14 protein-coding genes are annotated in these 16,178 nt (G+C 63.3%); 9 read left to right on the forward strand and 5 right to left on the reverse strand.

Annotation, left to right across the window (positions count from 1 at the left end; genetic code table 11):
* Window positions 1–302: 302 nt before the first annotated feature.
* Window positions 303–1,229 carry a LysR family transcriptional regulator gene (locus VSX56_RS04780; RefSeq protein WP_350935234.1) on the reverse strand — a complete coding sequence of 309 codons (927 nt, stop codon included), beginning with the start codon at window positions 1,227–1,229 and terminating at the stop codon, window positions 303–305.
* A 96-nt stretch (window positions 1,230–1,325) separates the two neighbouring features.
* Between VSX56_RS04780 and VSX56_RS04785 the strand changes: the two genes are divergently transcribed.
* The 3 genes from VSX56_RS04785 (at window position 1,326) to VSX56_RS04795 (ending at window position 5,038) form a co-directional block, all read left to right on the forward strand.
* Complete coding sequence (locus VSX56_RS04785; RefSeq protein ID WP_339114659.1) at window positions 1,326–2,033, forward strand: HAD-IA family hydrolase; 708 nt, start codon at window positions 1,326–1,328, stop codon at window positions 2,031–2,033.
* Window positions 2,030–3,340, forward strand: coding sequence for an NAD(P)/FAD-dependent oxidoreductase (locus tag VSX56_RS04790; RefSeq protein WP_350935237.1), 1,311 nt, complete (start codon window positions 2,030–2,032; stop codon window positions 3,338–3,340). The genes VSX56_RS04785 and VSX56_RS04790 overlap by 4 nt, the downstream gene beginning before the upstream one ends.
* A gap of 84 nt (window positions 3,341–3,424) precedes the next feature.
* The gene (locus VSX56_RS04795; protein WP_350935239.1) at window positions 3,425–5,038 is read left to right on the forward strand and encodes an ABC transporter substrate-binding protein; all 1,614 of its coding nucleotides are present in this window, start codon (window positions 3,425–3,427) and stop codon (window positions 5,036–5,038) included.
* Between the two features lie 135 nt (window positions 5,039–5,173).
* Here VSX56_RS04795 and VSX56_RS04800 read toward each other — a convergent pair whose 3' ends face one another.
* Window positions 5,174–6,184 carry a LacI family DNA-binding transcriptional regulator gene (locus tag VSX56_RS04800; RefSeq protein WP_350935241.1) on the reverse strand — a complete coding sequence of 337 codons (1,011 nt, stop codon included), beginning with the start codon at window positions 6,182–6,184 and terminating at the stop codon, window positions 5,174–5,176.
* A 237-nt stretch (window positions 6,185–6,421) separates the two neighbouring features.
* Between VSX56_RS04800 and VSX56_RS04805 the strand changes: the two genes are divergently transcribed.
* The 6 genes from VSX56_RS04805 to VSX56_RS04830 all read left to right on the forward strand — a co-directional run bounded on the left by VSX56_RS04805 (window position 6,422) and on the right by VSX56_RS04830 (window position 12,377).
* On the forward strand, window positions 6,422–7,441 hold the full coding sequence (locus VSX56_RS04805; RefSeq protein WP_350935633.1) for an ABC transporter substrate-binding protein: 1,020 nt from the start codon (window positions 6,422–6,424) through the stop codon (window positions 7,439–7,441).
* Between the two features lie 53 nt (window positions 7,442–7,494).
* Complete coding sequence (locus VSX56_RS04810; protein ID WP_350935243.1) at window positions 7,495–8,271, forward strand: ATP-binding cassette domain-containing protein; 777 nt, start codon at window positions 7,495–7,497, stop codon at window positions 8,269–8,271.
* A complete protein-coding gene (locus VSX56_RS04815; protein WP_339114653.1) occupies window positions 8,268–9,500 on the forward strand; it encodes a sugar ABC transporter permease in 1,233 nt (410 codons plus the stop codon). Before VSX56_RS04810 ends, VSX56_RS04815 begins: the two co-directional genes overlap by 4 nt.
* A 9-nt stretch (window positions 9,501–9,509) precedes the next feature.
* Window positions 9,510–10,232 carry an SDR family oxidoreductase gene (locus VSX56_RS04820; RefSeq protein WP_350935246.1) on the forward strand — a complete coding sequence of 241 codons (723 nt, stop codon included), beginning with the start codon at window positions 9,510–9,512 and terminating at the stop codon, window positions 10,230–10,232.
* Window position 10,233: 1 nt separating this feature from the next.
* A complete protein-coding gene (locus VSX56_RS04825) occupies window positions 10,234–11,799 on the forward strand; it encodes an FGGY-family carbohydrate kinase (RefSeq protein ID WP_350935248.1) in 1,566 nt (521 codons plus the stop codon).
* A 272-nt stretch (window positions 11,800–12,071) separates the two neighbouring features.
* The gene (locus tag VSX56_RS04830) at window positions 12,072–12,377 is read left to right on the forward strand and encodes a zinc-binding dehydrogenase (RefSeq protein ID WP_350935250.1); all 306 of its coding nucleotides are present in this window, start codon (window positions 12,072–12,074) and stop codon (window positions 12,375–12,377) included.
* 148 nt (window positions 12,378–12,525) lie between these two features.
* Here VSX56_RS04830 and VSX56_RS04835 read toward each other — a convergent pair whose 3' ends face one another.
* The 3 genes from VSX56_RS04835 to denD are packed head-to-tail and all read right to left on the reverse strand — an operon-like array spanning window position 12,526 to window position 16,153.
* Complete coding sequence (locus VSX56_RS04835; RefSeq protein ID WP_350935252.1) at window positions 12,526–14,307, reverse strand: IlvD/Edd family dehydratase; 1,782 nt, start codon at window positions 14,305–14,307, stop codon at window positions 12,526–12,528.
* Window positions 14,304–15,185 (reverse strand): NAD(P)-dependent oxidoreductase, encoded by an 882-nt coding sequence (locus VSX56_RS04840; protein ID WP_350935254.1) that lies wholly within the window; start codon window positions 15,183–15,185, stop codon window positions 14,304–14,306. The genes VSX56_RS04835 and VSX56_RS04840 overlap by 4 nt, the downstream gene beginning before the upstream one ends.
* Window positions 15,182–16,153, reverse strand: coding sequence for a D-erythronate dehydrogenase (gene denD, locus VSX56_RS04845; protein ID WP_339114647.1), 972 nt, complete (start codon window positions 16,151–16,153; stop codon window positions 15,182–15,184). The genes VSX56_RS04840 and denD overlap by 4 nt, the downstream gene beginning before the upstream one ends.
* Window positions 16,154–16,178: the final 25 nt, after the last annotated feature.

The raw sequence follows: 16,178 nt of genomic DNA on the forward strand, positions 1-16,178 counted from the left end.
GAGAGTGGTTTGAGGTTGTGGATCCGCCATATGGAATTCCTTTCCGAGAGAAGTGTGACACTTGCCATTAGGAAAATTCTAGTGAGGCAGCTTGGAACCCGTCTTGACAGTTCAGGCCAACGACATGGCAGTTTCAGCCAATTCTACGATCTGGTCTCCCGCATTTGACTGGCCTAGACCCGTGCCCAGAAGAGGTCGTATCGCCCAGCAGCCCTGAACCGCATCATGTCCGTAGGCCGAACTCCATGAGGCACGAGGTTTCAGACCGGACCACTCAAATGGGGGAAGATCAACTTACACACTCAGGCACGGGCTGGCGAAATCATCATTCGTTCGAGCTTCAGTTCAGGGTATTTCGCTGAAAGCGATTTAAAATCAGCCATCATCTGTCCCTCGATCCAATCGGCAACGGCGCGGGATCTGGCGGAGGTTTCGTTGAACTGGAGACAGCACAGGCGCGACGTCAGCATGACGGGCTCGGGGTATACGGGGACGAGAAGGCCGGTATCGAGCCAATGTGCTACGATGTTCAGCCACCCCGTGGCAGTTCCCTGACCTGACAAGGCTGCCTGGACGACAATGGAATAATCGGCAAACGAGAGCGCCGACGTCCTGTCGCTTTCCTCGGGGGTGATGATGCTCGCCGGATCGTTTATGCCTTCGAGATAGACACGCGGCACTGTTCCATGGCGCGCGGTCCGTGCGATCGAGGCCGCGCAGATATCGATATATCCCTCGCGCAGGAGAACACGGGCCCCGTCCGGCGGGCTCTCGTAATAGCGCATTGCCAGATCGACGCCCTCGATCGGGCCCGATACCGGTCCGGCAATCAGCTGGAAGCGCAGTTCGAGTTGCGGAAACGCGGCCCGAAAGACCGAGATCCGCGGCATGAGCCAATGCGCGACGAAGGCCGTCGAGACCGAAAGCGTGATCACCCGGTCCTCATCCCTCTTGCGGGTCAGGCGATCGAGCTCGGCGGAGATGTCGCTGAACGATCGTCCGACAACCTGCGCCAGACGCGCTCCTTCGGCACTCAGCGTCGCTCCGCTGCGCGAGCGTTCGAACAGGGGCTGTCCCAGATGGGTCTCGAGTGCATGGATCGCACGGCTGATTGCCGGCTGCGTGACGTTCAGCTCATCTGCGGCCCGCGAGAAGTTCTGATGCCGCGCGGCGGCCTCGAAGATGAAAAGGCTACCGACTGAGGGCAATTTACGACGAAGACTATCCATGATCTGAAGTTATAATAGTTATCAGACTTCTTCAATTGAATTTACCTTTATTGCACCGCAACATGAGGTCAACACATATCCCATTAGAGGCCTGTCATGGATCTGACCCGTTTCAAACTGTTGACCTTCGATGTGGTCGGCACCTGCATCGATTTCGAGAAAGGCGTGCTCGACGCGATCCGCGAACTGGGCGGCGATGCGGCCAGGGGCCTGAGCGATGACGAGATTTTCAAACCCTATGTGCAGGCGCGTGACATCCATCATGGCCGCACCAGCGAAGCCTTTGGCGATGTCTATCTTCATATGGCCAAGGTGCTAGGGCTTGAAACGGCGCACCGTAATGCGGAGCTGTTCCAGTTGCGGCTGTTGCAGCTTCCTGCTTTCCCCGATGCGCCCGAGGCGCTCGGGCGTATGCGGGCGCGTTTTCGTTTGTGCGCGATGACCAATGCCGATCGCACTGCCTTCAGCGCCTATCACTGGACGCTGGGGCTGCCCTTCCATGACGCCATTACCTGTGACGATGCGGGCGTCCCCAAGCCGGATCCGCGCGTCTTCGACTATAGCCGTGGCCGTGCTTCGGTGCTCGGGATCAAACAGGACGAGATCCTGCATGTGGCTCAAAGCCAGCATCATGATATCGGCGTGGCGAAGGCACTCGGCTACAAGACCTGCTGGATCCAGCGGCGCTTCGATCAGGAAGGTTACGGCGGCTCGCCCGATCCGGCCGAATATACCGAACCCGATCTGCATCTCCATTCGCTTGCGGATCTGGCCGATGCGGTTGATGCCGCCTTCGCCAAGTGAACGGGCGCGATACTGTCTCGGTTCCTCCCAAAGCGCCCTCGCTCTGGGAGGAGCTTGCTCCTGCCGCGCCAGAGTATCCGTCGCTTGCCGTCTCCGATCGCGCCGAGGTGCTGGTGGTGGGCGGGGGCTATGCGGGGCTTCATGCGGCCCTGACCCTTGCGCGGGCGGGCAAGACCGTGATCGTGGCAGAGGCGGGGCCCTTAGGCACGGGCGGCTCGGGGCGCAATGGGGGCGTGGTGAACGCGAAGTTCCGCATATCCTATAGTGCTCTGGCCCAGAGCCACGGGATCGCGACAGCCCGCAGAATGCACGAGATCGCCGGCAGGTCGGTGGCCTATCTCGAGGAGACGCTCGAGAGGTATGATATCGGGGCGCATTACGCGCGTCACGGCGCGCTGCGCTGTGCCCATACCGCGCGCGCATTCGAGGCGCTGGCGCGGGATGCCGAATGGCAGAAGGCCGAACTGGGCGTGAGCGGTCTCGCATTGCTCGACCGTCAGGAGATGCAACGCGAAACCGGCAGCACGGATTTCTGCGGCGGAGTGCTTGCGCCGCAAGGGGGCACGATCCGTCCACTCGACTATCTGCACGGACTGGCGCAGGCGGCGGTAAGGGCCGGCGTGCGGCTCTATGCCCGAAGCCCTGTGCTGGAGGTCGAAGAAGCCACCGGATCTCTCCGAGCGACACTCCCGAACGGCGAGATCCGCGCCGATCATGTGCTCTATGCGACCGATGCCTATTCCTCCATCAGTCGCGTCACGGCACCATTGCGCCGGTCGGTCGTGCCGTTCCGCTCGGCGATGGTGGCCACGGCGCCTTTGCCTGCCACAATGTCCGAGGAGATCTGTGCCAATGCCCGTAGCTATACCGAGACTCGGCGGATGATGCGCTGGTTCCGGCGCGAGGGCGACAGGCTGATCTTTGGCGGACGCGGTGCGCTTGGCGCGGTGGACGCCCCTGCGGCCTTCGCGCGGCTGGAAAGCGCGATGCGCGCGATTTTTCCGCAGCTTGAGGGGCATCCGGTGACCCACCGCTGGTCCGGCCATGTTGCGTTGACCTTCGATGCCTTACCGATGGCGGGGGCACTTACGCAACGCCAGCACTTCGCGGCGGGCTTCAACGGCGCGGGTGTCGCGATGTCGGGCTATGTCGGGCATTGTATGGCGCGCAGGTTCCTGGGCGAGGCGCCGGATCTGGGGCTTGTGGCGCGGGACACCCTCCCCAAAGTGCCGTTCTTCGCGTTCCGCTCCATCGGGGTCAGGGCGGTCACGGCGGGCTACGAGACCCTCGACCGGCTCGGCTTCTAACGACAAAGAGAATGGCGGAAGGTGGCACCAGATCACCCCGCCAAACCATGATCCTCGGATATAGTTCCTCACAGGGAGACAGATATGACGACCGAACGACCGACAAACTGGACAGATCGTGATAGCCGCCTGCTGGAGGGCGCATTGCGGCAAGGCGCTACGCGGCGTGAGCTACTGCATATGCTGATGGTCGCAGGCGTTGGCCTGAGCGCGGGCGGCACACTTTTAGGCATTGCAGAGCGCGCGAATGCCGCAACCCCCATGCGCGGTGGCCATCTGAAAGCGGCAGGCTGGTCGGCCTCGATTGCCGATACGCTCGATCCGGCCAAGGGCTCGAACACGACCGATTATGTCCGCGCCTGCACATTCTATAACCGGCTGACCTTCATCGACCGCGCGGGCGTGCCGCAGATGGAACTGGCCGAGAGCATCGAGACACCAGATGCCCAGACATGGCAGATCACTCTGCGCAAGGGTGTCACGTTCCACAACGGCAAGAGCTTTGGTGCGGAGGATGTGGTCTATTCGCTCCAGCGCCATCTGGATCCGGAGGTCGGCTCCAAGGTCAATGCGATTGCCAAGCAGATGGTCGAGATCTCGGCCACCGGAGCACTCGGCGTCCGGATCGTGCTGGCCGAGCCCAATGCCGACCTGCCCACGATCCTCGGGCTCCATCATTTCGCCATCATCGCGGATGGAACGACCGACTTCACCACAGCCAACGGAACCGGTCCCTTTACCTGCGAGGTCTTCGAGCCGGGCGTGCGCTCTGTCGGGCAGCGTAACGACAGCTACTTCAAATCCGAAGGCCCCTATCTCGACAGTGTCGAGTTCTTCGCGATCGCCGATGCCAGCGCGCGGCTCAATGCGCTGATGTCGGGCGATATCCAGATCGCGGCCAAGATCAACCCGCGTGCCATGCGGACGCTCGAGGGACGGGACGGTATCTCGACGCTGACCACGACCGCTGGCAATTACACCGATCTCAATATGCGTATAGACCTTGATCCAGGGTCGAAGGCGGGTTTCATCGAAGGTATGAAGCATCTAGTCAATCGCGAGGCGATCCAGAAATCCGTGCTGCGCGGCTTTGCCGATATCGGCAATGACCAGCCCGTCTCGCCGGCCAGCCGCTATTACAATACCGAGTTGAAACCTGCGGAATTCGACCCCGACCGTGCCAAGGCAGCCTTCGATAAGGCGGGCCTGTTGGGGGTCGAAATCCCGATTGTGGCCTCGGAGGCCGCCGCGTCCTCGGTCGATATGGCGACGCTCATCCAGCAGGCAGGGGCAGGGATCGGGATGAATATCAGGATCGATCAGGTGCCCGCGGATGGCTACTGGTCGAATTACTGGCTCAAGGCGCCAGTCCATTTCGGGCATATCAACCCGCGGCCCACACCCGATATCCTCTTCTCATTGCTTTACAGCTCGGACGCGCCCTGGAACGAGAGCCGCTATATCTCCTCCCGTTTTGACAGTCTTCTGAAAGAGGCGCGCGGTTTGACCGACGAAAGCAAGCGCACCGAGATCTACTGGGATCTGCAGGAGATGGTCGCGCAGCAGGCAGGGACGATCATTCCGGCCTATATGAGCAATATCGACGCCTATACCGACCGGCTCGGCGGGTTGGAGCCCAACCCCTTGGGCGGATTGAACGGCTACGCATTCTCGGAATATGTCTGGCTCAACAGTTGATGGCAGCGCTTTCTCGGATGCGATTGTGGGGGCAGGGGAGGCGGAGGGAAACCGCCTGTCCCGACATGGCGCCATGACCCGCGGCGACTTATGGTTTGATCGGCGCCTATTCGATCGGGCCGGGTCTACGCTGTGTCATCTCAAATGGAGTTTGCAGGGCACCTTGATGAGTTTATGCGCGGCCGGAGCTTCCTCCATCTGGGCCATCAGGCGGGCGATCAGGTTGGGCACATCCTGTTCGATCATGCCGACATTCTGCGGCAGCAATGCAGCAAACGGATCGTAGTCGAAGGTGCCATAACGGATCGCGGCTGCCTCCGGTGGTGGCAGCGCCTGCATCCAATGCACCACCCCTTCAAGGGTAATGGTCGAATTCACAAAGAGCCCGTGCGGCCGCGCGGGGAGATCTTCCAAGACCCGACGCGCTTTCAGCGGTGCATAGCCGGGCGTCAGTATATGCTCCGCTGGTACATCGAGCCCTCGTGCGGCATGCGCATCGAGGAAGCCACGCCGCCGTTCCCGCGTGTTATGATCGTCCAGCCGCCCGCCGATAAACACCAAGGCCTCACATATGCCGAGATCCCTTTTGCAGGCGTCGAGGATGGCATTGGTCAGGCTGAAGGCGCCCGCGTAGCTGTCGGATATGATGGAGGGGGCCAGGCTGCCCGGCAGATCGAGATTGATTGTCGGCACGCCATTTGCGGCACATAGTTCCGCGATGCGGTCCGGATTGGTGCTGCCACAGGCAACGAGGCGATCCACCTGATAGGAAAGCAGCCCCCTTGCAGCCTCGATCTCCAGATCGGGGTCGCGCTGTGTGCAGGTGATGACAGGGAAGAGCCCCGTCGCCCGCGCGGCCTCCTCGAATTGCTCGGCGATCGCGCCGAAGAAACGGTTGTCGTATTTCGGCACGACCATGCCGACGATCTTGGATTTGTCGCGCCGCAGGACACTTGCCTGAATATTGACCGCATAGCCCTGCTCCTCGGCCGCGCGCAGGACGCGATCGGCCAGATTCTGGCTGATTCGGCGCTTCTTCCACGATCCGTTCAGCACAGAGGACACCGCTGTGGGTGAGGTTCCGACGATCTCGGCCAGATCGTAGATCGTTGTCCGCCTTGCAGAATTGGCGTTGCTGGCTGACATCCTGCCCATCTCCCGCGTGAACGTCCCGTTGACGGATGTTGACAGCTCTGATGCGCAATGGCAATGATGCTCCATCGGTTGAGCATCTTGAGGAGAGGATGCTCTATCGAAAGAGCGCCCGAAGGTGGCGCATGGGGATCAGCTATGTGTCCTGCGACGTCTGTTGGGGGCCCAAGTTGTCTTGTGCATCATCCGGAAGGCCGGTCTGACAGGAGGAGTAACATTACCAAATTCCGTATTTTCGCCGCATCCGCACTTGCGGTCGCTGCGGCCCATGCCGCCCATGCCGAAGCCACCGTGGCCTTTCTGATGCCCGATCAGGCATCCACCCGCTACGAGCAGCATGACTATCCCGGTTTCCAGGCCGCGATGGACAAGCTCTGTGCCGAATGCAAGGTGATCTACCAGAACGCCAATGGCGACGTCTCGCTCCAGCAGCAGCAATTCAACTCGGTCATCGCGCAAGGTGCCTCGGTGGTCGTTCTTGATCCGGTCGATAGTTCGGCTGCCGCGACGCTGGTCCAGATCGCCCATAGTCAGGATGTGAAGGTCGTCGCCTATGACCGCCCGATCCCCGATGTTCCGGCGGATTTCTATGTGTCCTTCGACAATGAGGGCATCGGCCGGGCGATCGCGCAATCGCTGGTGGATCATCTGAAGGCCGAGGGGGTCGCGGAGGGCGAGGGGGTGCTGCAGATCAACGGTTCTCCGACCGATGCCGCCGCAGGACTGATCCGCGACGGAATCGACAGCGCGCTCGACAATTCCGCCTATAAGACCCTGTCCGAATTCGATACGCCGGATTGGGCGCCGCCCAAGGCGCAGGAATGGGCGGCTGGCCAGATCACCCGTTTCGGAGACGATATCAAAGGGATCGTGGCGGCCAATGACGGCACTGCCGGTGGGGCGATCGCCGCGATGAAGGCCGCGGGCGTCAGCCCGCTGCCGCCGGTGACCGGCAATGACGCGACCATCGCGGCACTGCAGCTCATCATTGCGGGCGATCAGTACAACACCATCTCCAAACCTTCCGAAATCGTGGCCGAAGCCGCCGCCGGGGTGGCGATGAAACTCGTGAGGGGTGAGACACCCGATGCGACGACCGAACTCTATGACACGCCGTCGCAGCTCTTTGTCCCCGCCGTGGTGACGCAGGAGAACATCAAGGCGGAGATCTTCGACAAGGGCATCCAGACCGTCGCCGAAGTCTGCACCGGTGAATATGCCGAACCCTGCGCAAAGCTGGGTCTCGAATAAGCGGCTGCCGGGGGCGGAGACCCGCCCCCGGCTTTCAAGGGAGGAGACTGGATATGCACAAGGGTGATCTCATCCTGAAGCTGCGCGGCGTGACCAAGCAGTTCGGCGCGGTGACCGCGCTTCAGGATATCGAACTCGACGTTCATGCGGGCGAAGTGGTGGCGCTCGTGGGCGACAATGGCGCGGGGAAATCCACGCTGATCAAGGTTCTGGCGGGTGTGCACCAGCCCACCAGCGGGAGCATCGAATGGTGTGGCAGGCCGGTGACGCTCGATAGCCCCGGCACCGCGCTGGAACTGGGAATTGCCACCGTCTTTCAGGATCTCGCCCTTTGCGAGAATCTCGATGTGGTGGCGAACCTCTTTCTCGGGCACGAGAAAGGCCCCTGGGCGCTCGACGAGGTCGAGATGGAAGTCCGCGCCTGGACATTGCTGCAGGAACTGGCCGCGCGTATCCCCTCGGTGCGCGAACCGATCGCCTCGCTCTCGGGCGGCCAGAGACAGACGGTGGCCATCGCGCGCTCGCTGCTGCTCGACCCCAAGATCATCATGCTGGACGAGCCGACCGCGGCACTGGGTGTCGCCCAGACCGCCGAGGTGCTGAACCTGATCGAGCGGGTGCGTGACAGGGGGCACGGGGTAATCCTCATCTCGCATAATATGGAGGATGTGCGCGCGGTGGCCGACCGGATCGTCGTGCTGCGCCTTGGCGAGAACAACGGTGTGTTCACCGCAGAGACCTCGCATCAGGATCTGGTCGCGGCGATCACCGGCGCCTCCGAGAATTCTGTCTCGCGCCGTATGGCCCGCAAGCAGGGAGAAATCGCATGAGCAATGCACAGCTCGACCGCGCCGATACGCGCGTGCGCCATGACGAGGGTCTCGCGGGCGCGGGTCGCGCCTTCATCGACCGGGTCCGCTCCGGCGATCTGGGGATGCTGCCTGTCCTTTCGGGACTGGTGCTGATCACATTGGTCTTCAGCACATTGAATCCGGTGTTTCTGGCACCGAACAATCTCGTGAACCTGCTATTCGATGCCGCCGCTATCGGGCTGATCTCGCTTGGCGTGGTCTGCGTGCTGCTGCTGGGCGAGATAGATCTGTCTATTGGGTCGATGTCGGGCCTTGCCTCGGCGCTGACCGGTGTGCTCTGGGTCAATTCCGGCCTTCCGATGCCGGTGGCCGTTCTCGGGGCGGTTCTCGCAGGAGCGGCAGTGGGCTTCATCTACGGCGTCCTGCGCAACAAATTCGAGATGCCGTCCTTCGTGGCGACCCTCTCGGGTCTGCTGGCGCTGCTGGGATTGCAGCTCTATCTCCTCGGCGCCACCGGTTCGATCAATCTGCCCTATACCTCGCCGCTTGTGAAATTCGGCCAGATCCTCATCATGCCGGCATGGTTGTCCTATCTGGCGGCGATCCTGCCGGGCGCGCTGATGCTCTATGGCGGGATGAAGACCATGCGCCGCCGCCGTGCGGTCAATCTCTCGAGCCCCGGTCTCTCCGTGCTACTGGTCAAGGCAGGGGTGATCACCGTCGCGCTTCTGGCCTGCGTCGCCTATCTCGAGCAGGGCCGTGGCGTGCCCTATATGTTCGGCGTCTTCACCCTGTTCGTCGTCGCGCTCGACTATGCGCTGCGCCGCACCAAATGGGGCCGTTCCATGTTTGCGGTCGGCGGCAATGCCGAGGCCGCGCGCCGCTCAGGTATCGACGTCAAGAAGATCCGCCTGTCGGCCTTCATGGCCTGCTCCTCGCTTGCGGCACTGGGCGGTGTTTTCGCCGCCTCGCGCCTTGCCTCCGCCTCCCAGCAGGCCGGAACCGGCGATGTGAACCTCAACGCCATCGCGGCTGCGGTCATCGGGGGCACGTCGCTGTTCGGGGGCAGGGGCTCCGCCTGGTCGGCGCTTCTCGGGATCATCGTCATCCAGGCGATCTCCAACGGCCTGACCCTTCTCAACCTCTCGTCGAGCCTGCGCTACATGATTACGGGGGCCGTGCTGGCCATCGCCGTGATCGTCGATAGCCTCGCCCGCCGCTCCCGTGCCTCGCATGGCCGTGCCTAAGGATCCGACATGAAACTCGAAAACAAAACAGCAGCGATTACCGGCGCGGCGTCCGGTATCGGACTTGCCTGCGCAAAGGGCCTTCTGGACGAGGGGGCCAGCGTCGTCCTGATCGACCGTGACGCCGAGAAGCTGTCCCAGCTCTGCAAGGCGCTGGGAGACAGGGCCCACCCGCTGGTGCTCGATCTCTTCGACGGGCAGGCCGTCTCGGCAATGGTGCCGCAGATCGAAGCACGGGTAGGGCCGCTTGACATCTTCCATGCCAATGCCGGCGCCTATGTCGGGGGTGCCGCAGCCGAAGGTGATCCGGATGCCTGGGACCGGATGCTCAATCTCAATATCAACGCGGCGTTCCGTTGTGTGAATGCCGTCCTTCCCGGCATGATCGAACGGAAATCGGGGGACATCCTGTTCACCTCTTCTGTGGCAGGTGTCATCCCCGTGGTCTGGGAGCCGGTCTATACCGCGTCCAAATTCGCCGTGCAGGCGTTCTTGCATTCCACCCGTCGTCAGGTCGCGCCGCATGGCATCCGGATGGGGGCCGTCCTGCCCGGTCCCGTGGTGACCGCATTGCTCGATGACTGGCCGCAGGAAAAGATGGACGAGGCATTGGCCAACGGGTCCCTCATGCAGCCCGAGGAGGTGGCGGAAGCCGTTGTCTTCATGCTGACCCGTAAGAAGGGTGTCGTGATCCGCGACATGGTGATCCTTCCCAATAGCGTGGATCTGTAAGATGCATCTGATCGGCATAGACGTGGGAACGGGCTCGGCGCGCGCGGGTGTCTTCGATCTGCGGGGCGCTCTCAAAGGCACATCCGTGCAGGAGATCGCGCTCTGGAAGGGGCAGGGCAACCGCGTCGAGCAATCCTCGGATGATATCTGGCGCGCGGTCTGCGGCGCGGTGCGCGGGGCCGTTGAAGCCTCGGGTATCGACCCCGCAACCGTCGGCGGCATCGGATTCGATGCGACCTGTTCGCTTGTGATCCTCGGGGCGGGCGGCGTGCCGCTCCCGGTTGCGCAGGACCGCAACATCATCGTCTGGATGGATCACCGCGCCACCGGGCAGGCCGAGCGTATCAACGCCTCGGGACATCGGGTCCTCGATTATGTCGGCGGCATCATCTCGCCCGAGATGGAAACGCCGAAGCTCCTCTGGCTCAAGGAGAACATGCCGGAGATCTATGCGCAGGCATGGCAGTTCATGGATCTTACCGACTTCCTGACATGGCGCGCCTCCGGTGATCTTGCGCGCTCCATCTGCACGGTGACCTGCAAGTGGACCTATCTGGGCCATGAGAACCGCTGGGATGCGAGTTATTTCGAGCAGATCGGACTGGCCGATCTTTGTGCGGACGGGTTTGACCGGATCGGTCGGCGCGTGGTGCCTGTCGGAACAGCGCTCGGTCAGGGGCTGACCGCGGCGGCGGCGCGGGAGATGGGGCTGCCCGAGGGAATCCCCGTCGGCGCGGGGCTGATCGATGCGCATGCGGGCGGGCTTGGTACTGTCGGCGGCGCGGGCGATCCGACCGCCGATCTGGCCTATGTCTTCGGCACCTCTTCCTGCACCATGACGACCACCCGCGACCCGGCCTTTGTGCCGGGGGTTTGGGGGCCATATTACTCGGCTATGGTGCCGGGTATGTGGTTGAACGAGGGCGGGCAGAGCGCGGCCGGAGCGGCGGTGGACCAGCTGCTGGATCACCATCCCTATGCGCCCGAAGCGCATCGGCAGGCCGCAGCTTGTGGCCAGTCCTTGCCCGCGTGGCTGGCCGCGCAACTCGGCGACAGGCCGGTTCTCGATCTGGTGGCGGGGCTGCATGTGGTGCCCGAGGTGCTGGGCAATCGTGCACCGCATGCCAACCCGCATCGTCGCGCGACGGTCATGGGGATCGGCATGGATCGGGGGCTGGAAAGCCTGCTGGCGCTCTATCTCGCGACGCTTTGCGGCCTGGGCTACGGGCTGCGCCAGATCATCGAGGCGCAGGACGCTCTCGGTGCCAAGGTGGAGCGTATCGCGATTAGCGGCGGAGCGGGGCGACATCCGCTGGTGCGCCAGATCCTTGCCGATACCACCGGCAAACCCGTGATTGCCCCCGAAACGGAGGAGCCGGTGCTTCTCGGGGCGGCGATGCTGGGGGCGCTGGCGGGGGGCGTCCATGCCGATGCGGAGACGGTTATGCAGTCGATGTCGCGCAGCGGCAGCGTGAACCAGCCCGATATGGAGGCCTTCGCGCGTCATACCGCCCGTTTCGGGGTCTTTACCCGCCTGCAGGACATAGGAAGCGCGGCAACCGCGTGACCCGCAGAGGCTGTCCATCAGGGGGAAAGGTGTAGGCTGCTGGCAGGACAGGAGAAATTCGCTTGGCGTCTTGGACATCATTTGACGCAAAGCGCGGGAGAATGCCGCAGTGCACGAAAACACGGCCTTTCCCGCGACTGGCAAGATGGCCTTGCCGTGTCCGAGTTCCGAGACTGCCCACAGGATACGGGTGACGTGTTTGACCGTGTCATTGCGGCGGGGGGCAGTCCCGTTGACGGGAAGATCTGCAATGGCGATGGCACAAGGAGGGAATGACGCTTCTTCTCCATCTGGCCAGTGAGTTTTTTTTGATCATCGAGGAGACTGGCGAGGGCATTACGGGCTTCGCCTGCGGCGACACGGTTTACGGGATGATCAGAACCGGTGCCTTCTCGGACTCTCGCGTCGTCCCTACGACGGATATCGCGCGGTCGCCCGAACGGATCACGGCCCTTGTCGGGGCCGGAACGGTCACGCCCTATGTGGAGCGGATCTTCCGATTGGCAGAGGTCCGGCAGGCTCTGGAGTTACCGGAAGCCGGACGCACGCGCGGCAAGATCGTCCTGTCCATGGGCTGAAGGGGGAAGGTGATGCGGAATTCGGGGGATGGACCCTGCGCAGTGGAACATCCGTCGGCTCAGGTCTGCCGGCTCGCCTCGCGCGGTCTGGTAAGGACGGATGGCCCTTTGGGTGCAGCACCTGCCCGAAGGGGGCAGGTGCGACGGGTCAGTGGTTGTGGCGCGGGAGTTTGCGCGAGATCGCGCGAAATTTCTCGGCTCCGCGGATGGTGGCGCCATCCTGCATCTGGGTGACCGTCTCGCGATAGAGCTGTTGCCATGGGGTGGCCGAGGGGGGCACCTTCGGTAGCCCTTCCGCCTTGCGCCGGTCCAGTTCGGCATCGGAGACCAGCATATCGCAGCGTCCTCCGGTCAGATCGATGCGCAGCCGGTCGCCCGTGCGGATCCAGGCCAGCCCGCCGCCCGCCGCGCTTTCGGGCGAGGCATTGAGGATCGAGGGGCTATCGGCGGTGCCCGATTGCCGCCCGTCGCCAAGTGTCGGCAGAGAGGTTATGCCGCGTTTCAGAAGCCGGTCCGGCGGCTGCATATTGACCACCTCCGCCGAGCCGGGCCAACCCAGTGGCCCTGCGCCGCGGATCACAAGTATGGAGTGTTCGTCGATGTCCAGCGCGGGATCATTGATGCGCGCATGGTAATCCTCCGAGCCGTCGAAGACGAAGGCCGTGCCCTCGAAGACCCCCTCCGAGCCGGGGGTCGTCAGATACCGCCGGCGGAAGTCCTCGGAGATCACGCTGGTCTTCATGATCGCGAAATCGAAGAGATTTCCCGTGAGGACAAAGAACCCCGCGCGCTCCATCATCGGTGCGCCATAGGGCAGGATGACCTCGCGGTCCGAACTCTGACGGCCCTCGAGATTCGCGCCCATATTTTGGCCCGTGACCGTCCGGCACGAGAGGTCCAGCTTGCCCGCCTCCATTAGCTCCCACATGATTGCTGGCACCCCGCCTGCACGGTGGAACCGCTCGCCCAGATATTTGCCCGCAGGCTGCACATTGGCCAGAAGCGGAATGTCATAGCCGTAGGTCTGCCAATCCTTGGCGGTGATCTCGACGCCCGCATGTTTGGCCATGGCCGCGATATGGGGCTGGGCATTGGTCGAGCCACCGATTGCCGCATTCACGCGGATCGCGTTCAGGAAAGCGGGCCGTGTCATGATATCGGAGGGGCGCAGATCCTCGTGAACCAGCTCGACCGCGCGTTTGCCGGTGCGATAGGCCATCTGTCCGCGCTCGCGATAGGCGGCAGGGATCGCGGCGCAGCCCGTCAGCGACATGCCAAGCGCCTCGGCAATCGCGTTCATCGTGGAGGCCGTGCCCATGGTGTTACAGTGACCCACCGAGGGAGCACTTTCCAGAGCGGTTTCCAGAAACTCCTCGCGGGTGATCTCGCCTGCGCCATATTTGCGCCGCGAGCGCCAGATGACGGTGCCCGAGCCCACCAGATCGCCCTCGTGCCAGCCATCGAGCATGGGCCCGCCCGACAGCACGATGGCCGGAATGTCGACCGTGGCCGCCGCCATCAATGCCGAAGGCGTGGTCTTGTCGCAGCCGGTGGTCAGCACCACCCCGTCAAAAGGATAGCCGTAAAGCAGCTCGACAAGTCCCAGATAGGCCAGATTGCGGTCCAGCGCGGCCGTGGGACGCTTGCAGTTCTCGAATAGGGTGTGGGTTGGAAACTCGATCGGGATACCGCCGGCATCGCGGATGCCGTCGCGCACCCGTTTGGCCAGATCCAGATGGTGGCGGTTGCAGGGGCTGAGGTCGCTGCCGGATTGTGCGATCCCGATGATCGGGCGTCCCGCGCGCAGCTCCTCGGGGGTGGTGCCATAATTCATGAAACGCTCGAGATAGAGCGCCGTCATATCGGCATGGTCGGGATTGTCGAACCAGTCCTGCGAGCGCAGACGGGGTTTGGGCGGGGTCTTGGTCATTGTGTCTCCTCCACAGGGTCGCAGGCATTCAGCGCCTCGAGATGGATCAGCAGGCCTGAATGGTCCGTCTCAGCATGGCCCTGTGCGACGAATTGCGCAAACAGGCGCCGGATCTCCTTTGAAAGGGGCAGGTCCAGCGCATGGGTGGCGGCCTGACCCAGCATCCCGTCAAGGTCTTTCAGCTGCAGGCGCGCGGGGCCTCCGGGGGTAAAATCACGGTCGATCATCCGCTGGCCATGCAGCTCCAGAATACGGCTTTCGGCAAAGCCGCCACGAATGGCATCGCGGAAACGGGCGCGGTCCGCGCCGGCGGCCCCGACCATCACCATTGCCTCGGCAAGGGCGCCGATGGTGATGGCGACAATCTGCTGGTTGGCCAGTTTGCACACCTGCCCCGCACCGGTGGGCCCGACATGGGTCAACCTGCCGAGCGCGGCCATGACCGGTGCGATACGGGCGATGTTGTCGGCGGACCCACCGGCCATAAGCGCCAATGTGCCCGCACGCGCGCCATCGACGCCGCCAGAGACAGGGCAATCCACATAGTCGATCCCCGCCTGCGCCAGCCGTCGGGCGTGCGCGCGCGCGACGTCGGGCGCAATCGAGGAACAATCGACAAATGTGGCCCCTTTTTGCGGCAGGCCCCCTTGGGCAAACAGCACATCGTCCACCGCCGCACCGTCGCTAAGCATCGTAAAGACCAGCTCGGCCCGTGCCACGGCCTCGCGCGGCGTCTGTGCGTGCCGCGCGCCGTCCTCGACCAGCGCCGCCGCCTTTTCCGGCGCGCGGTTCCAGACGGTGACATGATGCCCCGCGCGCAGCAGGCAGCGCACCATCGGCGCGCCCATCAGGCCGGTCCCCAGAAAAGCGATCGTCATTGGACCCCCTCCAGCTCGTCCTCGATATGGGCCTTGATAATCTGGGTGAAGTCACTCTCGGCGCGAAAGCCCAGAGCGCGGGCGCGGCTGGCCTCGAACCCCGGAGCCCAGCCCTCGCACATGGCGGTAATCGCGGGATCGGGGACGCGCCGGATCAGTTTGACCGCAGTGTCGCCCGCAATGCGGCGCAGGGCTTCTATCTGTTCGGCGACCGTGGCCGAGACACCGGGCATTGAGAGATTGCGCCGCGGACCAATGGCCGCGGTGTCCATGCTGGCAGCATGGAGCATGAACCCCACGGCCGAGCGCGGCGAGGCATGCCAGTGGCGGATGGTGTCGGGGACCGGAAGCACGGCGTCCTTGCCGACGAGAGGCTCGCGCAGGATGCCCGAGAAGAAGCCCGAGGCCGCTTTGTTGGGCGCGCCCGGACGGATGCAGATCGTGGGCAGGCGCAGGCCCACACCGTCAAGGATCCCGCGCCGCGTATAATCCGCCAGCAGTAGCTCGCAGATGGCTTTCTGGGTTCCATAGCTGGTAAGCGGGGTGCAGTGGAAGTCATCTGGGATAGGATAGGGCAGCGGTGCCCCCACCACCGCGATCGAGGAGGCAAAGACCACACGCGGGCAGTAGCTTTGCGTATGACGGATCGCCTCGAACAGGGCGCGGGTGCCGTCGAGATTTATGCGGTATCCCTTGTCGAAATCGGCCTCCGCCTCGCCCGAGACAATGGCCGCGAGGTGGAAGATCACATCGGGGCGGCGGGCGATCAGCGCGGGTGCCGTATGGGGGGTAGACAGATCCGCGGCCTCGCAGTGGATATCGATCTCGCTTTGCGGCTCATGCGGGGGGATGACATCGACCAGATCCATCCGCTGGATGGGCGTTCCGCCGAGATGGCCGGTTGTCAGAAGTTTTGCCGTAAGCTTGCGCCCGACCATACCGGCGGCGCCGATTATCAGAATATGCATGATGTCTCCTCCGTTAAGGGCCAGC

This window comes from Thioclava kandeliae (assembly GCF_040297545.1).
In the GTDB taxonomy this organism is placed as follows: domain Bacteria; phylum Pseudomonadota; class Alphaproteobacteria; order Rhodobacterales; family Rhodobacteraceae; genus Thioclava; species Thioclava kandeliae.